17 protein-coding genes are annotated in these 18,385 nt (G+C 38.5%); 5 read left to right on the forward strand and 12 right to left on the reverse strand.

Going from position 1 to position 18,385, the window contains the following annotated elements:
* Positions 1 to 228: 228 nt before the first annotated feature.
* From glnA to hflX, 4 genes are all read right to left on the reverse strand, one after another.
* Complete coding sequence (glnA, locus tag PSR14_RS19065; RefSeq protein ID WP_000135330.1) at positions 229 to 1,563, reverse strand: type I glutamate--ammonia ligase; 1,335 nt, start codon at positions 1,561 to 1,563, stop codon at positions 229 to 231.
* Positions 1,564 to 1,611: 48 nt separating this feature from the next.
* The gene (gene glnR / locus PSR14_RS19070) at positions 1,612 to 2,001 is read right to left on the reverse strand and encodes a transcriptional repressor GlnR (RefSeq protein WP_000656783.1); all 390 of its coding nucleotides are present in this window, start codon (positions 1,999 to 2,001) and stop codon (positions 1,612 to 1,614) included.
* A 175-nt stretch (positions 2,002 to 2,176) separates the two neighbouring features.
* Positions 2,177 to 3,448 carry a methionine gamma-lyase family protein gene (locus PSR14_RS19075; RefSeq protein ID WP_000460300.1) on the reverse strand — a complete coding sequence of 424 codons (1,272 nt, stop codon included), beginning with the start codon at positions 3,446 to 3,448 and terminating at the stop codon, positions 2,177 to 2,179.
* Entirely contained in the window at positions 3,441 to 4,715 is a 1,275-nt protein-coding gene (gene hflX, locus PSR14_RS19080; protein ID WP_000391389.1) for a GTPase HflX, read from the reverse strand. Before hflX ends, PSR14_RS19075 begins: the two co-directional genes overlap by 8 nt.
* Before the next feature lie 92 nt (positions 4,716 to 4,807).
* On the opposite strand from hflX, the gene PSR14_RS19085 reads away from it, so the two are divergent.
* A complete protein-coding gene (locus PSR14_RS19085) occupies positions 4,808 to 5,431 on the forward strand; it encodes a trimeric intracellular cation channel family protein (protein ID WP_000312265.1) in 624 nt (207 codons plus the stop codon).
* A 99-nt stretch (positions 5,432 to 5,530) separates the two neighbouring features.
* Positions 5,531 to 5,665, forward strand: a complete 135-nt coding sequence (locus PSR14_RS19090; protein ID WP_000181496.1) for a hypothetical protein — start codon at positions 5,531 to 5,533, stop codon at positions 5,663 to 5,665.
* 33 nt (positions 5,666 to 5,698) lie between these two features.
* Here the strand turns inward: PSR14_RS19090 and spoVK are convergent, their stop codons facing one another.
* Positions 5,699 to 6,655: a stage V sporulation protein K gene (gene spoVK / locus PSR14_RS19095; RefSeq protein ID WP_073541919.1), complete on the reverse strand. Its 957-nt coding sequence runs from the start codon at positions 6,653 to 6,655 to the stop codon at positions 5,699 to 5,701.
* 113 nt (positions 6,656 to 6,768) lie between these two features.
* Between spoVK and PSR14_RS19100 the strand changes: the two genes are divergently transcribed.
* Both PSR14_RS19100 and PSR14_RS19105 read left to right on the forward strand, forming a co-directional pair.
* The gene (locus PSR14_RS19100) at positions 6,769 to 7,734 is read left to right on the forward strand and encodes a tyrosine-type recombinase/integrase (protein WP_000450313.1); all 966 of its coding nucleotides are present in this window, start codon (positions 6,769 to 6,771) and stop codon (positions 7,732 to 7,734) included.
* A gap of 113 nt (positions 7,735 to 7,847) precedes the next feature.
* Complete coding sequence (locus tag PSR14_RS19105; protein ID WP_406644047.1) at positions 7,848 to 10,472, forward strand: Gly-Xaa-Xaa repeat protein; 2,625 nt, start codon at positions 7,848 to 7,850, stop codon at positions 10,470 to 10,472.
* Between the two features lie 80 nt (positions 10,473 to 10,552).
* Here the strand turns inward: PSR14_RS19105 and hfq are convergent, their stop codons facing one another.
* Both hfq and miaA read right to left on the reverse strand, forming a co-directional pair.
* Positions 10,553 to 10,777 carry an RNA chaperone Hfq gene (hfq, locus tag PSR14_RS19110; RefSeq protein WP_000813896.1) on the reverse strand — a complete coding sequence of 75 codons (225 nt, stop codon included), beginning with the start codon at positions 10,775 to 10,777 and terminating at the stop codon, positions 10,553 to 10,555.
* 21 nt (positions 10,778 to 10,798) lie between these two features.
* Positions 10,799 to 11,752: a tRNA (adenosine(37)-N6)-dimethylallyltransferase MiaA gene (miaA, locus tag PSR14_RS19115; protein ID WP_000504941.1), complete on the reverse strand. Its 954-nt coding sequence runs from the start codon at positions 11,750 to 11,752 to the stop codon at positions 10,799 to 10,801.
* Between the two features lie 181 nt (positions 11,753 to 11,933).
* Here miaA and PSR14_RS19120 point away from each other — a divergent pair, with 181 nt between their 5' ends.
* Positions 11,934 to 12,179, forward strand: coding sequence for a hypothetical protein (locus PSR14_RS19120; protein ID WP_000814415.1), 246 nt, complete (start codon positions 11,934 to 11,936; stop codon positions 12,177 to 12,179).
* A 62-nt stretch (positions 12,180 to 12,241) separates the two neighbouring features.
* On the opposite strand, the gene entD is transcribed toward PSR14_RS19120, so the two are convergent.
* From entD to PSR14_RS19145, 5 genes are all read right to left on the reverse strand, one after another.
* Positions 12,242 to 13,174, reverse strand: a complete 933-nt coding sequence (entD, locus tag PSR14_RS19125; protein WP_000734633.1) for a cell wall-binding protein EntD — start codon at positions 13,172 to 13,174, stop codon at positions 12,242 to 12,244.
* A gap of 348 nt (positions 13,175 to 13,522) precedes the next feature.
* Complete coding sequence (locus PSR14_RS19130) at positions 13,523 to 15,382, reverse strand: PTS fructose transporter subunit IIABC (RefSeq protein ID WP_073541616.1); 1,860 nt, start codon at positions 15,380 to 15,382, stop codon at positions 13,523 to 13,525.
* 13 nt (positions 15,383 to 15,395) lie between these two features.
* On the reverse strand, positions 15,396 to 16,307 hold the full coding sequence (gene pfkB / locus PSR14_RS19135; protein WP_073541614.1) for a 1-phosphofructokinase: 912 nt from the start codon (positions 16,305 to 16,307) through the stop codon (positions 15,396 to 15,398).
* The gene (locus tag PSR14_RS19140) at positions 16,304 to 17,056 is read right to left on the reverse strand and encodes a DeoR/GlpR family DNA-binding transcription regulator (protein WP_000957275.1); all 753 of its coding nucleotides are present in this window, start codon (positions 17,054 to 17,056) and stop codon (positions 16,304 to 16,306) included. The genes pfkB and PSR14_RS19140 overlap by 4 nt, the downstream gene beginning before the upstream one ends.
* Positions 17,057 to 17,214: 158 nt before the next feature.
* Entirely contained in the window at positions 17,215 to 18,378 is a 1,164-nt protein-coding gene (locus PSR14_RS19145; RefSeq protein WP_001179105.1) for an iron-containing alcohol dehydrogenase, read from the reverse strand.
* Positions 18,379 to 18,385 lie beyond the last annotated feature (7 nt).

Genomic DNA, 18,385 nt, shown 5'->3' on the forward strand with positions numbered 1-18,385 from the left:
ATCATTCAATTTTTTATATCCATAGATATTACGCATGTTACTTTTACTTATCCACCCTTTTGGAACACAAAACAATTCGAATTTCACCACGTTACATTAAAGATATGGAATAGAAATTTAAATACCGTCATAATTTTTTCAGACATCTATTCAATTCATTTCAACTAACACCTATATTGCCAACAAATAAAAAAGCCCTGATACCGTAGTATCAGGGCTCCTCACCTCTTAGTAAAGAGACATATATTGATCGCGTTCCCATTGGTGAACTTGCGTACGGAAGATATCCCACTCAATTTCTTTCGCTTCGATGAAGTGCTCAAGTAAGTGATCTCCTAATGCGTTACTAATTACTTCGTTAGATTGTAATGTAACTAAAGCTTGCGCTAATGTTGCTGGTAAGTCAACGATACCTGCTTCTTCGCGCTCTTCTTTTGTCATTACGTAGATGTTACGATCTACTGCAGCTGGTGGAGTTAATTTGTTTTTAATTCCATCAAGACCTGCTGCTAATAATGTAGCCATTACTAAATATGGGTTTGCAGCTGGGTCAACACTACGTACTTCTACGCGTGTACTAATACCACGAGATGCAGGGATACGTACTAATGGACTACGGTTTTGTGCAGACCATGCTACGTAACAAGGAGCTTCGTATCCAGGTACTAAACGCTTGTAAGAGTTTACAGTTGGATTTGCCACCGCTGTAAATGCTGGTGCGTGTTTTAAAATACCTGCGATGAAGTGACGAGCATCATCACTTAATTGTAAGTCACCGTTTTGATCATAGAATACGTTCTCACCATTTTTGAATAGTGATAAGTTACAGTGCATACCTGAACCGTTCACACCGTATAATGGTTTTGGCATAAATGTTGCGTGTAAACCGTGTTTACGAGCAATTGTTTTTACAACAAGTTTGAATGTTTGAATGTCATCACATGAACGAATTGCATTTGCATATTTGAAGTCAATTTCGTGCTGCCCTGGAGCAACCTCATGGTGAGACGCTTCAATTTCAAAGCCCATTTCTTCAAGTTCAAGAACGATATCACGACGACAGTTTTCCCCTAGATCCATCGGCGCAAGGTCGAAGTATCCACCGTTATCGTTTAATTCTAATGTTGGATTTCCTTTTTCATCTACTTTGAATAGGAAGAATTCTGGCTCTGGTCCAAGATTGAAATCTGAGAATCCTAAAGCTTCCATTTCTTTTAATACACGTTTTAAGTTGTTACGTGGATCCCCTTCAAATGGAGTGCCATCTGCATTGTAAATATCACAGATCAATCGAGCTACTTTACCTTTTTCAGCTGTCCAAGGGAAAATCACCCAAGTATCTAAGTCTGGATATAAGTACATATCAGATTCTTCAATACGTACGAAACCTTCAATAGAAGATCCATCAAACATCATTTTGTTATCAAGAGCTTTTGTTAATTGGCTCACTGGAATTTCTACGTTTTTAATTACCCCTAAAAGGTCCGTAAATTGTAAACGTATATACTTTACATTCTCTTCTTTCGCCAAACGGAAAATATCTTCTTTTGTGTACCTAGCCATTATAAATTCCTCCTTAGTCCCTCTAAACACCTTCAGAATCAGTTCTCTTTAGTGAAAAAACCTTGAAATATCACCTTGTCGCAATGAAGTTCGATTAAATCTACCTGTATGTTGTAGTTCGTCTCGAAGTATTTTGCGAAGCTCAGTTTTTGAAATTTCTTTCGTTTCTTCTTTTACTTTCACTGCTTCTGTTTGATTTTCTTTCATTAGTAACACTTGTTTAATACCAGCCATATTCAAGCCTTGATCTAATAAATCTTTAATCTCTAACAACTTATCTACATCGTTAAATGAAAATAATCTACGATTCCCCTTTGTACGGGTTGGAGAAACAAGATTATGCTCTTCATAGTAGCGAATTTGACGTGCAGATAATTGTGTTAAATCCATAACAATACCAATAGGAAACAGCGGGGCAGAACGTCTATCTTCTTTCATCGTTTCAGTTCCTCCTTCGCCTTAACTGCTTCTCATTTTATACCATGTTATGTTTGATGTCAATAGATGTTAGCTTTTCTTACATGATTTTTTTAAAAGTTTTTTCATTCTTTTTTCTAATGAAATAAATCATTACTTTCACGCGAAAAAAGCTGTCGAAATCGACAGCTTCCCTTTAAGAAATTGTTAATAATTCTTTTTCAATTAATGCATCAATTGCAGAACAAATCGCAATCTTCACATGCGAATAAGTTAGCCCACCTTGTACGTAAGCAACATAAGGCGGACGAATTGGACCATCAGCCGACAATTCAATACTTGCACCTTGAATAAACGTTCCCGCAGCCATAATTACATCATCTTCATACCCCGGCATATAGTTGGCATATGGAGTGAAGTGAGAGTTAATCGGGGATGCATATTGAATTGCTTGGCAGAATGCAATCATGCGATCTTTGTCATCAAATTGAACAGATTGAATTAAATCTGTTCTTGGTGCATTCCACGCTGGTGATGTATTCATTCCTAACTTTTCTAAAAATGCAGCTGTAAAAATCGCACCTTTTAGCGCTTGTCCTGCTACATGCGGCGCTAAGAAGAAACCTTGATACATTTCTTGCAGACTGTATAAAGATGCCCCTGCTTCCGCACCGATTCCTGGAGATGTTAAACGATAGGCGCACGCTTCAACATACTGTTCTTTACCAACAATATAACCACCAGTTTTAACAATTCCCCCGCCCGGGTTTTTAATAAGCGAACCTGCCATTAAATCTGCACCAACATGACATGGCTCTTGTTCTTCAATAAATTCGCCATAACAGTTATCTACAAACACGACAACATCCGGTTTAATTTCTTTAACAAACGCTATCATTTCTTTAATTTGAGAAATAGTAAAAGACGGACGAGTAGCATAACCTTTTGAGCGCTGAATACCGATCATTTTCGTATTACTATGAATGGCAGCCGCAACAGCTCCTAAATCAACAAGCCCCTCTTCAGTAAGCGGAACTGCATTATAACCAATATTATATTCTTTGAATGATCCTACACCTTTTCCGCGTACACCAACGATTTCTTCTAACGTATCATACGGCTTACCAGTGATGTACAATAACTCATCTCCTGGACGTAAAATACCGAATAGCGCTGTAGAAATAGCGTGAGTACCTGAAATGATTTGCGGACGAACTAGGCCCGCTTCCGCTCCAAATACATCTGCATACACTTTCTCTAACGTATCACGACCAATATCGTCATAACCGTAACCTGTCGTTGGAATAAAATGTGAATCGCTAATTTTATGTTTACGAAAACTTTCTAACACACGAAACTGATTACTTTCAATTACTTCATCCGCACGTTTATGTACTTCTGTAATTTGGCTCTCTACTTCTTTTACGATTGGAGCAATTTTTTCTCCATTTTTCAAACGATCAAACATTTTTATTTTCTCCTTCTTCCACTAAAAATCTCTTTAATTGTACATTAAGCGATGAATGAGCAAAAATATACCCCGCGCAATCATATACAAATTTATCTTCCAAAAACTCCATTTTTGTTAATAGCGTCTCCGTCTTTAATAGAGTTAATAACTTACCTTCACTCGGAGGAATCTCCACTTGATAACGATTCATTTCTTCCTTCATTTTCGTTTCTATCGCTTCTTTTATATGTAATAGATCCTTTTCTTCAAAAGCACTAGTCATTAAGAAGTCATTTTTCGGAAACGGAATAAAGTTTTGATGTAATTCATCTTTTTTATTATATAACGTAATAATAGGAATATGATTTATTTCGAGTTCTGACAATAATTGTTTTACTGTTTTCTCATGCCCTACATAATTAGGATCTGCAGAATCCACAACATGTAAAATAACATCCGCTTCACCAGCTTCTTCTAACGTCGAACGGAATGCAGCAATTAATGACGTAGGTAAATCTTGTATAAAACCAACTGTATCAGTTAGTAATACTGTATAACCAGAAGGTAGCGGCATCTTCCTTGTTGTCGGGTCTAGTGTTGCAAACAACAAGTTTTCTTCAAACGTATCAGCTTCCGTTAATCTATTAAACAGTGTAGATTTTCCCGCATTCGTATATCCTATTAACGAAACTTGAAATACTTTATTATCTTTTCTTCTCTCACGATATCTTTTTCGATGTTCCACAACAACTGCAAGTTGCTTCTTTATTTCATCAACGCGCGCTCGAATATGACGACGATCAGTCTCAAGTTTCGTTTCACCTGGCCCTCTCGTTCCAATACCACCACCAAGACGTGATAAAGACAATCCTTGCCCCATAAGACGCGGCATTGTATATTGCAACTGAGCTAATTCTACTTGAAGCTTCCCTTCTCTCGACTTCGCACGTTGCGCAAAAATATCTAATATGAGTTGCGTTCGATCAATTACCCTCGCATCTAATACTGCGGATAAATTCCGAATTTGACTCGGTGTTAATTCGTTATTAAATACGATAACATCCGGTTCTAGTTCTTCAGTTAACATTGTAAGCTCTTCTAATTTACCTTTACCTATATAAGTCGCCGGATGAAACTTCGGTCGTTTTTGCGTTGTAGACACTAACAATTCTGCTCGTGCAGTTTTCGCTAATGATGCAAGTTCTTTCATGGAATGCATAAATTTTTCATCATCATCTTGCGGCAATTGACAGCCCACTAATATGACTTTCTCTTTTTCTTCCATCAAATATGTTCACTCATCCTTTTCGAAATTTAAACCTTCTAATATAATAGCAGAGGAAGCACATTTCATCTAGTTAGCGGGGGAGAAAATTCATGGCATGGGAGATTTTTAGCATCATAGGCACAATTGCTTTCGCATTAAGCGGGGCTATTGTTGCAATGGAAGAGGATTATGATATTTTCGGGGTGTATATTTTAGGAATGGCAACCGCATTTGGGGGAGGTGCCCTTCGTAATTTATTAATCGGTTATCCGATTGTCGCGTTTTGGCAACAAGACATGTTATTCCAAATCGCACTTTTATCAATGACGATTATTTTTCTTTTTCCAAATAAATTAATTAGACACTGGAAAAAGTGGGAAAACATCACTGATGCTATCGGCTTATCAGCATTTGCCGTACAAGGGGCATTATACGCTCAAAAATTAAATTTACCAATTAGCGCTACAATCGTAGCAGCCGTTTTAACTGGCATTGGAGGCGGTATTATCCGCGATCTTTTAGCCCGTAGAAAACCTCTCGTTCTTCGAGCTGATGTATATGCTTTTTGGACGATTCTGGCAGGTTTCTTAATCGGCGCTCAAATTATTGTTAGCGATTGGGCTCTATACACCTTATTCATTTTAATTGTTTGCTTCCGCATGGTTTCTATTCATTACAAATGGCATTTACCGCATAGACGCATCGACACAAACGAACGTTCAATGCATAAATAGCAATCCAACCTCTTTACAGATCGTAAAGAGGTTTTTCTTTTCTAACGAGTTTTTCCTTACATAATGTTTATACTAATTCTCAAAGCGAGGTGAACACAAATGACAAACCATGTGAATAAAGGGGCTCAAAAAAGCTCAGTAGGTCAAATTGGACATGATCCTAATTCTGCACACGAAAAAAGCGCTAAAATGGAACGTTTCCATAAATCTTATCAAGAAAAAGCAAAAAAATAGTAGAGCACTTATATAAAAAAACAGACGCACAGTTTACGTACTGTGCGTCTCCTCTTCAAGCATCAAATCACTACTTGATATTCCAATCAAATCATATTTATCATACGCATCCTCTTGTAACAACCGCATAGCTTGTGTACGAATTGATTTTTCAACAATATTCCGGACATATCGTCCATTACTAAAGGATGTAATTTGCGATGAGTACTTTACAGCATGTAAATGATCTCTAAATTTCCATTCAGCCTCTTTCGATAACTGATATTCACGTTCTTCATACATCCTCTTCCCTATTTCTAACAGCTGATTTACTGAGTAATCCGCAAACTCAATTATAAACGGAAAACGAGATTGCAGTCCTGGATTCAATGAAAGAAAGTGATTCATCTCTCTGGAATATCCAGCTAAAATCAATACAAAACCGTGTTGCTTATCTTCCATATGTTTTACGAGCGTATCAATTGCTTCTTTTCCAAAATCTTTTTCTCCCCCTCGTGCTAATGAATAAGCCTCATCAATAAACAAAATTCCCCCCATTGCTTTTTTTATTAAATCTCTTGTTTTTTGAGCCGTATGACCGATGTACTCTCCTACAAGATCTGCACGTTCAGCTTCAACTAGGTGCCCTTTTGATAGAATATTCATCTCAAATAACAATTTTCCTATCATTCTAGCAACAGTTGTCTTCCCTGTACCCGGATTGCCTTTAAACAACATATGGAGTACTTGCTTCTCAGACTTCAATCCTATTTCTTGTCTTTTTTTATTCACATAAATCCAAGCATATATTTCTTTTATTATCTTTTTTATATCATCCATCCCAACGAATTTTCCCATCTCTTCTTCAATTCTTTGCAGCATCTCATGTTTCGTAGTAGTTTCATTTGAAATTACTGTTTTATTTTCTGCAGCCGGTAAAGAAATTTTCTTTCGATGATTTAACACAATGTTAATTTGATTATTATTTTTCTTTCGCATCGATTGTTCCATACAATCACCTCATTTTATCCACTCACCAAATATTATTATTCTTGTCTCCTTTGCAAATGACTATTTTCAGAAAAGTTTGCTATAATAAAAGAAATAATGAAGGTGGTGGGACTATGGAGACAACGGAATTCCATGATACAATACAAGCCTTTTCTATTTTTTTATTGAATAAAGGCCGAAAACCTTCAACCATTAAACGTTATGTTTATGACATTGAAGATTTCGGACATTGGTTAGAAAAAAACAAAAAGCTCCCTTCCAGTAATATATGGGCTACACTTTGTACAAAAGACTACGAAGATTACTTTTCCGACTTAAAAAAGAATCGACATTACTCAGAGAAAACGATGCACCGTGTATTCATTGTATTAAATCGAATGCATCACTTTCTAAATATTCCCAACCCATTAAAGAACATGGAAATTTCTATTCAACCAGACCGCACACTCCGCAATGAAGATTTCATTTCATCTGATGAAGAAAAAAGATTAAAACATATAGTCACTTCATTAGAAGGACTTTCAGAAAAACAACGTCCTGTACGCCCTTTATTGATGGATCGTAATATCGCTATTTTAAATTTATTAATTGACTATGGATTATCCTTACAGGAACTTACAGCATTAACTATGCATCACGTCCACTTTGAAACTAACACATTATCTATACCTGCAACCGCAGGAGTAGAAAGAACAATTACTTTAACTAGCGAAGACAAAAAACAACTATATACTTATTACAAAAGCATCCCCGAACCCGTTCGTCCAAAATATCATAGTAATGACCCATTATTTGTCGCATTCGATTTTAATCGCGGAACATATAGATGGGTATACGAAAATGATGCACCGAAGGGATTAACAGAAATCGCTATCCAAAAAATGATTCGCCTTGAAGTATCCAGAGCTAATTTACGCAAAGGAATCTCAGGACAACACTTTCGTAACACCTATATTTTAAACTTAATAAAAAAAGAAACTCCGGAGTCAGAAATTATAAAGCTAGCTGGCTTCAAATCAAAGATTTCACTAAAACGATATTATCAATACGCAGAAAATAGAAAAAACGCCTTATTATAAGGCGTTTTTTCTATTTTTTCTTCAAACAAACGATTTTACTATGACCATTTAACTAATTTTTGCATCTACTATGATGAGTTTCGTTCATATCCTCATTAGAAAGGAGAGATTTAATGTCTCATTATAACGACAGTCAGAACAAATTCTCCAAACCATGCTTTCCAAGTAGCGCTGGACGAATTCCAAATACTCCATCAATCCCAGTTACTAAGGCACAACTTAGAACATTCCGCGCAATCATTATCGATTTAACAAAAATAATCCCAAAACTTTTCGCAAATCCATCTCCCCAAAATATTGAAGATCTAATTGATACATTGAACCTACTAAGTAAATTTATTTGTTCACTAGATGCTACTTCCTCCCTGAAAGCACAAGGGTTAGCTATTATTAAAAACTTAATAACTATATTAAAAAATCCAACTTTCGTAGCAAGCGCTGTATTTATCGAGCTTCAAAATCTAATTAATTATTTACTATCCATTACAAAACTATTCCGAATTGACCCTTGCACACTTCAAGAGCTTCTTAAATTAATCGCAGCATTACAAACCGCTCTAGTTAATTCTGCTTCATTCATTCAAGGCCCTACTGGACCTACTGGGCCAGCAGGGGCTACCGGTGCTACTGGTGCTACCGGTGCCACTGGACCTCAAGGGCCTCAAGGTAACACGGGTGCTACTGGCGCTACCGGACCTCGAGGTAACACGGGTGCTACTGGTGCTACCGGTGCCACTGGACCTCAAGGGCCTCAAGGCAACACGGGTGCTACCGGACCTCAAGGTGTTCAAGGTAACACAGGTGCTACCGGCGCTACTGGACCTCAAGGTGCTCAAGGTAACACAGGTGCTACCGGCGCTACTGGACCTCAGGGTGCTCAAGGTAACACGGGTGCTACTGGTGCTACCGGTATAGGAGTTACCGGACCTACCGGACCTTCCGGCGGGCCTCCTGGACCTACTGGACCTCAGGGACCTCAAGGTATTCAAGGGCCGGCGGGTGCTACCGGCGCTACTGGCCCTCAAGGCGTTCAAGGTAATACAGGTGCTACTGGTGCTACTGGACCTCAAGGCGTTCAAGGTAACACAGGTGCTACCGGCGCTACTGGACCTCAAGGTATTCAAGGACCGGCGGGTGCTACCGGCGCTACTGGACCTCAAGGCGTTCAAGGCAATACAGGTGCTACTGGTGCTACTGGACCTCAAGGCGTTCAAGGTAACACAGGTGCTACCGGCGCTACTGGACCTCAAGGTATTCAAGGACCGGCGGGTGCTACTGGTGCCACTGGACCTCAAGGTATTCAAGGACCGGCGGGTGCTACTGGTGCCACTGGGCCTCAAGGCGTTCAAGGACCGGCAGGTGCTACTGGTGCCACTGGACCTCAAGGCATTCAAGGTAACACAGGTGCTACTGGTGCTACTGGACCTCAAGGCGTTCAAGGTAACACAGGTGCTACTGGTGCCACTGGACCTCAAGGCGTTCAAGGTAACACAGGTGCTACCGGCGCTACTGGACCTCAGGGTGCTCAAGGGCCGGCGGGTGCTACCGGCGCTACTGGACCTCAAGGCATTCAAGGTAACACAGGTGCTACCGGCGCTACTGGACCTCAAGGTATTCAAGGACCGGCGGGTGCTACTGGTGCCACTGGGCCTCAAGGCGTTCAAGGACCGGCAGGTGCTACTGGTGCCACTGGACCTCAAGGTGTTCAAGGTAACACAGGTGCTACTGGTGCCACTGGACCTCAAGGTGTTCAAGGGCCAACGGGTGCTACTGGTATAGGAGTTACCGGACCTACTGGACCTTCTGGTGGGCCTCCTGGACCTACTGGACCTCAGGGACCTCAAGGTAATACAGGTGCTACCGGACCTCAAGGTATTCAAGGACCGGCGGGTGCTACTGGTGCCACTGGGCCTCAAGGCGTTCAAGGACCGGCGGGTGCTACTGGTGCCACTGGGCCTCAAGGCGTTCAAGGACCGGCAGGTGCTACTGGTGCCACTGGGCCTCAAGGCGTTCAAGGACCGGCAGGTGCTACTGGTGCCACTGGGCCTCAAGGTATTCAAGGACCGGCGGGTGCTACTGGTGCCACTGGGCCTCAAGGCGTTCAAGGACCGGCAGGTGCTACTGGTGCCACTGGACCTCAAGGTGCTCAAGGACCGGCGGGTGCTACTGGTGCCACTGGGCCTCAAGGCGTTCAAGGACCGGCAGGTGCTACTGGTGCCACTGGACCTCAAGGTGCTCAAGGACCGGCGGGTGCTACTGGTGCCACTGGACCTCAAGGCGTTCAAGGGCCAACGGGCGCTACTGGTATAGGAGTTACCGGACCTACTGGGCCTACTGGACCTAGCTTCCCTATAGCAACAATTGTTGTAACAAACAACATTCAACAAACAGTACTACAATTTAATAACTTTATCTTCAGTACTGCAATTAACGTAAATAATATTATCTTTAATGGCACAGACACAGTTACAGTTATCAACGGTGGTATTTATGTAATTAGCGTATCCATCTCTACAACTGCACCAGGATGTGCGCCACTCGGAGTAGGAATTTCAATAAATGGAGCAGTCGCAACTGACAACTTCTCTTCAAATTTAATAGGCGACTCACTTTCATTTACTACAATCGAAACATTAGCTGCCGGAGCAAACATTTCTGTCCAATCTACTCTTAACGAGATTACGATCCCTGCAACAGGAAATACTAACATTCGTCTAACTGTATTTAGAATCGCTTAAATTTCACTATTTATCGTTTATGGCAAATAAAAAAAGAGCGAGAAACTCGCTCTTTTTTTGTTATGTACAATAATTCATTACTATTCTAATTCAATTGAAACATTTTTTTGTGGTACAAATGTAGAAATTGCGTGTTTATAAATAAGCTGTTGCTTACCTTCTGTTTCCAGTAGGACTGTAAAATTATCAAATCCTTTAATTAATCCACGAAGCTGGAAACCATTTAATAAGTACAGCGTAACAAACGTATTCTCTTTACGGAGTTGATTTAAAAACTGATCTTGAATATTGATTGATTGCTTCATGTCGAATCCTCCTCTTTTTCTCTACTTACTATTATTCGACTTTAGTTGTAGCTTTCCTTCTATGTATCGTAAAATTTCTGACGTTTTTTCACCGTCTGTAACATCAAACCATGTGACATCCATCTTATTACGGAACCACGTTAATTGACGTTTTGCATAACGACGTGAATTCGTCTTTAATTGTGATACCGCTTCTTCTAAAGAGACACGATCCTCAAAATAATCATATATCTCTTTATACCCAATCGCTTGAATAGATTGACAATCTCGTATCCCTCGATTATACAACCCTTCTACTTCTTCTAATAAACCTTGGTCCATCATTATATCAACTCGTAAGTTAATGCGATCGTATAGCATTTCACGATCCATTGTCAAGCCAATTAAGGAAACATCGTATAATAACTCGTTTTCTTGTTTTTCAAGTTGATCACTCATTTTTTCACCCGTCGTGTGGAAAATTTCTAACGCCCTAATGACACGGCGTACATTATTTGCATGAATACGCTCAGCGCTTTCTGGGTCTACTTCCTGTAATTTCTTATGTACATATTCCACACCACGTTCTAATGCTAACTTTTCCATTTGTTCTCGGTATATAGCATCACCAGCATCATCCGTAAACTGATAATCGAATAAAACAGATTGTATATACAGACCAGTTCCACCAACGATAATCGGCAATTTACCACGCTCTGTAATCTCGCGAATATGCTTACGAACACGTTCTTGAAATTCGGCAACCGAAAATGATTCTTCTGGATTTTTTATATCAACCATATAATGTGGAATTCCGTCCATCTCTTCTTTCGTCACCTTTGCGGTTCCAATATCCATCGTACGATAAATCTGCATGGAATCTCCACTTATAATTTCACCATTTAACGCTTTGGCAAGATCAATACTTAACTTCGTCTTCCCAACAGCAGTTGGTCCAATGATGACAGCAACTTTTTCACGTTGCACTTCTCCCATATCATTCAACTCTCTTTATGTAATGTACTCCATCTATTGATTATATCCAATCTTACCAATTTTAACGGCATGATTGCAAGTTCTTTCATTACGGTACATGAAATTATAAATAAAAAAGAACATAGTTTGTCCAATTCCGCATATACATGATTAAAAATACCTTCGAGAGGATGAGTTAACTATGAAACAATCCACTATCAATTTTTCATCTTTGACAAAAGACCTCATTTTAGCTACTGCTACAAAAGAACACAATTGTTCACAAGAAGAATTATACTTCGCCTTAAATTGTTTACTACGTTCTTTTCATTCTGCTCTCCAAGAAACAACATTACATCTAGAAAATAAAGATACAGAGTATATACAAAACCAATTTTGCAGCGCATATAAAATTATTACAGGTAAAACTATTTATCCTTTTCAATAATCCATAAAAGGCGATTGCTTACATACTTTCAAGCAACCGCCTTTTATATTAATACACATATACTACTCTATAACTTTCACTTTTACAGATTTGCGCCCCCAGCTATTCGCACTACCATCTGAGCCAACTAAAACATCAATACGATTTCCTTTAATCGCACCACCAGTATCTCCAGCAATCGCTTCTCCATATCCTTCTACCCATACTTTTGATCCAAGTGGAATTACTTTAGGATCAACAGCAATTACTTTCATATTTGGATTCGCTGTTAAGTCATGCCCCATTGCAGTTAATACACGACCACCATACGAACCATTTTCACTCGGATCTGCTGTATATGCTGTCGCTTCTACCGTTATTTCACGTCCACTAGTCGGTGCACTTGTTTCATTAGATTTCGCAACTTGTTTCGTAGTTGACTGCTGTTTTGCCACAGGTTTACTTGATTCTACATTCTTAACAGATTCTTTACTCTTAACTACTTTATTACTTTTAACCGGCGTATTTACTCTTTCCGGCGCTTCTTCTTTCGTTGCAACTTCTTTCTTTTCAATCACTGGTGCCGTTCCTGTTAAAAATGGCACATGAACATATCCTGTTTTTCCATTATAGTCAAATTGCAACCATTCATTTTGAACTTGATTTGTCGTTTCAATTACATCATTTTTATTCAGTTTTCCAAGAATTTCTGAGTCAGTATTCGCTCCAGCGCGAACATTTAACACACCCGCCGTCACATAATATGTACTTTTTGTAAATTCAGCACTTACAAATGCTTCTTGACCATTTAATTTAATTTTTGTCCATCCGTTTTCTGTATTTACAACATCTAATTTATTTCCACTTAACATTTTACCTACAAGCTTAGACTCTACAGTTGGGTTTTCTCTAACATTTAATACGTCTGTTGTTACAATCGTTTCCGCTTTCGCAGAACCTGCAAAAATCCCAAGACCAAAAACTGCCGCCGTTGCTATACCTAATAATTTTTTCATGAATAGCCTCCATTTGCTTTGTTTTCGTATTTTTATTATAGCAACGGATTTTTAAGATTTTTAGAAAACACACAATTACAAACCATTCGTAATATACGATTAATGAGCTGTAACATAAATTTCCATATTAATGAATTACATTTCCAATAGAATTCCCAATAGTTTTCATATATTTTCCACATACAAGCACCAGAATTTTTTTCCAGAAAAAATTACAGTATTACTTTTTTGTTACAAAAAAAGCATATTTCATTACATCTTTTACCAAAATTCATCATTATCCAATTATCAACCTCCTTTTTTGTAATAAAAAGGAGCAGCTAATAAAAGCTACTCCCTTTACACGTATTATTTAACTTTCTTTTTCCAAATTCCCATCATAAGAGCAGAAACAACTGCCCCTATCAATATCGAGAAAATATATAACACTGGTTTATTTACTAAAGCGATAACAAACAATCCACCATGCGGTGCTGGTAATGTAATTTGGAATAACATTGATAATGCACCTGCAATACTTGAACCGACAACACAACTGACAATTACCCGAACCGGATCTGCTGCTGCAAATGGAATCGCACCTTCTGTAATAAACGATGCCCCCATAATATAATTTGTTAAACCAGACTTACGTTCCGCTTCTGTAAACTTCGATTTAAAGAAGGTAGTTGCTAACGCAATTGCAAGCGGTGGCACCATACCACCAGCCATAACCGCTGAATGCACCCCAAAGTTCTTCGCTTCTATCGCAGCAATACCAAACGTAAATGCTGCTTTATTAATTGGACCACCCATATCAATTGCCATCATCGCACCTAAAATAAGACCTAGTAATATAGCATTTGTACCGTTCAAACCATTTAACCATCCTGTTAACATTTCATTCAATGCTACTACAGGCGGAATTACTACTTTTTGCATAACAACTCCTGTAATCAATAATCCAAAGACTGGATATAACAAAACAGGCTTAATTCCTTCTAACTGTACTGGTAACCCTGAAAATAATTTTTTCAATCCTAAAACAACATATCCGGCTAAGAAACCAGCAATTAATCCACCTAAAAATCCAGCATTCGCATGTGCCGCTAAAAATCCTCCGACAACACCAGGCATAAAACCAGGACGATCAGCAATAGAACTAGCAATAAATCCTGCTAAAATTGGTACAAGGAATAAAAATGCCCCTGTTCCCCCTCCTCCAATAGACATGAACAATTCAGCTAAAGGACCTTCTGCTTTTATACCACCAAACGAAAACGCTAGCGCAATTAAAATCCCGCCACCAACAACGAATGGAAGCATATTACTTACGCCGTTCATTAAATGCTTATAAATTCCTAATCCATTTTCTTTCTCCGTATTTTCTGCCTTTCCATCCTCTTTTACACCTTTAAAGATTGGTGCATCTTGTTTTACAGCCCGATTAAGAAGCGTCTCCGTTTTTCTAATCCCATCAGCGACTGGCACTTGAATAACATGTTTACCAGCAAAACGATTCATTTCTACTTGTTTATCTGCCGCAACAATTATAGCTGTTGCGCGTTCAATATCCTCTTTCGTTAAACCGTTTTTTATACCTGTTGATCCGTTCGTTTCAACTTTAATTGCAATTCCTAGCTCTGCTGCTTTTGCCTTCAAGCTATCTGCAGCCATATATGTGTGAGCGATTCCAGTCGGGCAAGCTGTAACAGCTAATACGTACGGTTCATTCCCTTCTGGTTTTGCAACTTCAACCTCTTCTTCTTCTTTTTCATTTTCTTTTTCATCAAATAAACAAAGAAGTTCTTCTTCATCCTTCGCTTCTAACAATTGCTTACGAAACCCTTCATCCATTAATAGTGTAGATAGGCGTGATAACGTTTCTAAATGCGTATTATTCGCTCCTTCACTTGCAGCAATCATAAAAAATAAATGCGCAGGTTGTCCGTCAAGCGATTCATAGTTGATACCGCTTACACTTCTACCAAAACAAATCGCTGGTTGCTTAACAGCTTTTGTTTTCGCATGAGGTATAGCAATCCCTTCACCAATGCCGGTTGTACTTTGTGACTCCCTCTTTAAAATAGCTTCTTTAAATTCAGCTTTGCTATTTAAACGATTTGCCCCGTTTAATTTCTCAACTAACTCATCTATGACAGCTTCTTTATTTGAAGCTGTCAAATTCATAATAACTGTATCCCTTTTTAATAGTTCTGTAATTTTCATATGTTGCTTCCCCCTATCGCTTAGTTACAATTACTTGCGACAATAATTCTTCTACTTTTTCCTTTTCACATAAATCGGCTGAAAATGCTGTTGCACTCCCTGTTGCAACGCCATATTGAAATGCCTTTTCAATATCTTTTGTCTGTTCATATCTTCCTACAAATCCCGCAACGAGAGAATCTCCAGCCCCAACCGAATTAATTACAACGCCTTTTGGAATAGTTGCTTCATATATACCTTCTGCCGTAAATAATAAAGCTCCATCTCCGGCCATTGATACAATAACGTGCTCTACACCTTGTTCAACTAATTTTCTTCCATATGGTAAAACATCTTCTACTGTGGAAATCTCTACTCCGAATAACTCACCAAGTTCATGATGATTAGGCTTTATTAAAAATGGTTTATTTTTAACTACATGTTGCAAGGCACTACCACTTGCATCTACTACTACACGAATGCCTTTTTCAGCTCCGAACGCTGCGATTGATTCATAAAAAGTAGTTGGGATAGACGCTGGTACACTTCCAGCTAGTACAACACAATCTCCCTTTTGCATACTTTCAATTTGTTTCATTAATTGTTCAAATTGTTCCTTAGTCACACTAGGTCCTTGCCCATTTAATTCTGTTTCTTCTTTCCCTTTTATTTTCACATTAATTCGAGTATCTTCATTTACTTGGATGAAGTTTGTTGTTACACCTTCCGTCTGTAATACATCTTTAATAAATCGACCGGTAAATCCACCAGTAAATCCTAGCGCTACATTTTCCACACCTAAACGATGAAGAACGCGAGAAACATTAATCCCTTTCCCTCCAGGAAACTTCATATCTTTTTCCGCTCGATTTACTGCGCCTAACTCTAAGGAATTAACTTGTACTATATAATCAATAGATGGGTTTAAAGTTACTGTATAGATCATTGTTTATCAGCCTCAATTACATTGGTTTGTCTTTTATATTTTTCTAAATCAATTTCTAAATGGTTTGTAATAATATTCGCCTCTTCCACATTGGCAATTTTCGCAAACGCAACTTCCGAAAACTTACTTTCATCAATTAAGAAATATCCTTCATTTGCTAATGTTAATGCCATTTGCTTTAAAAGTGCCTCTTCCGGATCTGGTGTTGTAAAACCAAGTTGTTCATGTACACCATTCGCTCCTAAAAAACATTTATCAAAACGATACTTCTGCATGCTTTCCTGTGCCATAGCACCGATTAAAGCTTTCGTCCTACTCTTCATCATTCCGCCTAGTAAATATGCACGAATATGATTTTCAACTAAAGCTTCAATATGCATAAGTCCATTCGTAACAACGGTAACATCCTTATTTATTAAAAATGGAATCATTTCAAATGTTGTACTTCCTGCATCTAAATAAATGCAATCACCTTGTTCCACAACGTTAGCCGCATACTTCGCAATTTGTTGTTTTATTTGAATGTTTTTGGATGATTTTTCAACCATCGTCGGCTCCTGTCCTTTTCCTGTTAAAACAGCTGCACCACCGTGAACTCTTTTTAATAACCGTTGTTTTTCCAATTGCGCTAAATCACGACGAATTGTTGATTCAGAGCTTTCTGTTCTTTCCACTAATTGTTGTAATTTAACAACCTTCTGCTCTTTTACAAGTTGCAATATCATTTGATGACGTTCAGGAGTTAACATTTTATTCACCTCTTCTTTGATTACAGTATAATGAAAACGATCACAAAAATCAACCATAAACATTCACAAATAACCAAAAACAATCACAAACAGTTATAAACAACAAAAAAGAAACCCATTGGATTGTTATATCAAATGGGTTCCTTTACTCGCTTCACTTATAAGGAAGCTTTATATATGCTTAAAACATCGTCTTTATTTAATTTTTTAAAGTTACCAAATTCGCCATAAGCCATCGCTTTATCCGCCATTACATCAATTTCATTTTCTCCAATAGCATAATCAGATAACGTTACTGGTGCTTCAATTGAAGTCCAAAATTGACGTAACGCCTCAATTCCTTCTAACGCAATTTCTCGATCAGTCTTTCCATCTGTTTCTACATCGAATACACGAATAGCGAACTGTTTAAAACGACTTACATTTTCATCTACAACATGCTTCATCCAGTTCGGGAATAAAATCGCAAGGCCACCTCCGTGTGGTATATCATGAACCGCTGAAACCGCGTGCTCAATATTGTGTGTTGCCCAGTCTCCTTTTACTCCCATCGCTAAAATACCGTTTAGCGCCATAGTACCGCAGTATAAAATCGTTTCTCTATGCTCATAATTTTCTAGATCATTTAAAAGCTTAGGAGCTGTCTCAATGACTGTTTTTAAAACAGATTCACAATAACGATCTTGTAATTCTGTATTTGTTCCATGATGGAAATATTGTTCTAATACGTGTGACATAATATCTACCATACCGTAAATTGTTTGATCCCTCGGTACAGACGCAGTATGAGCTGGATCTAAAATTGAAAACTGAGGGAAGGTAACTGGGCTACCCCAGCCATATTTTTCATTCGTTTCCCAGTTTGTAATGACAGAACCAGCATTCATTTCAGATCCTGTTGCCGCAAGAGTAAGCACAGTACCAAATGGTAATGCCTCACTGGCAAATGTTTTTTTCGTTACAATATCCCACACATCTCCATCGTACTTACTACCAGCTGCAATTGCCTTCGTACAGTCGATTACACTACCTCCACCAACTGCTAAAATAAATTCAACACCATTATCTTTACAAATTTGAATCCCTTTCTTTACAGTTGATACACGTGGATTCGGTTCAACACCTGTCAATTCAAATACTTCTGCATTTATTTCCTTTAAAATAGAAATTACATTATCATAAATACCGTTTCTTTTAATGCTGCCTCCCCCGTATACGAGAAGAACTTTTTTACCGAACTGTGGAATTTCAGTTTTCAATTGCTCTAATTGACCTTTACCGAAAATAAGTTTCGTTGGATTACGAAATACAAAATTTTGCATATCCCTT

It is taken from the genome of Bacillus sp. A01H (assembly GCF_045277205.1).
Classification (GTDB): domain Bacteria; phylum Bacillota; class Bacilli; order Bacillales; family Bacillaceae_G; genus Bacillus_A; species Bacillus_A paranthracis.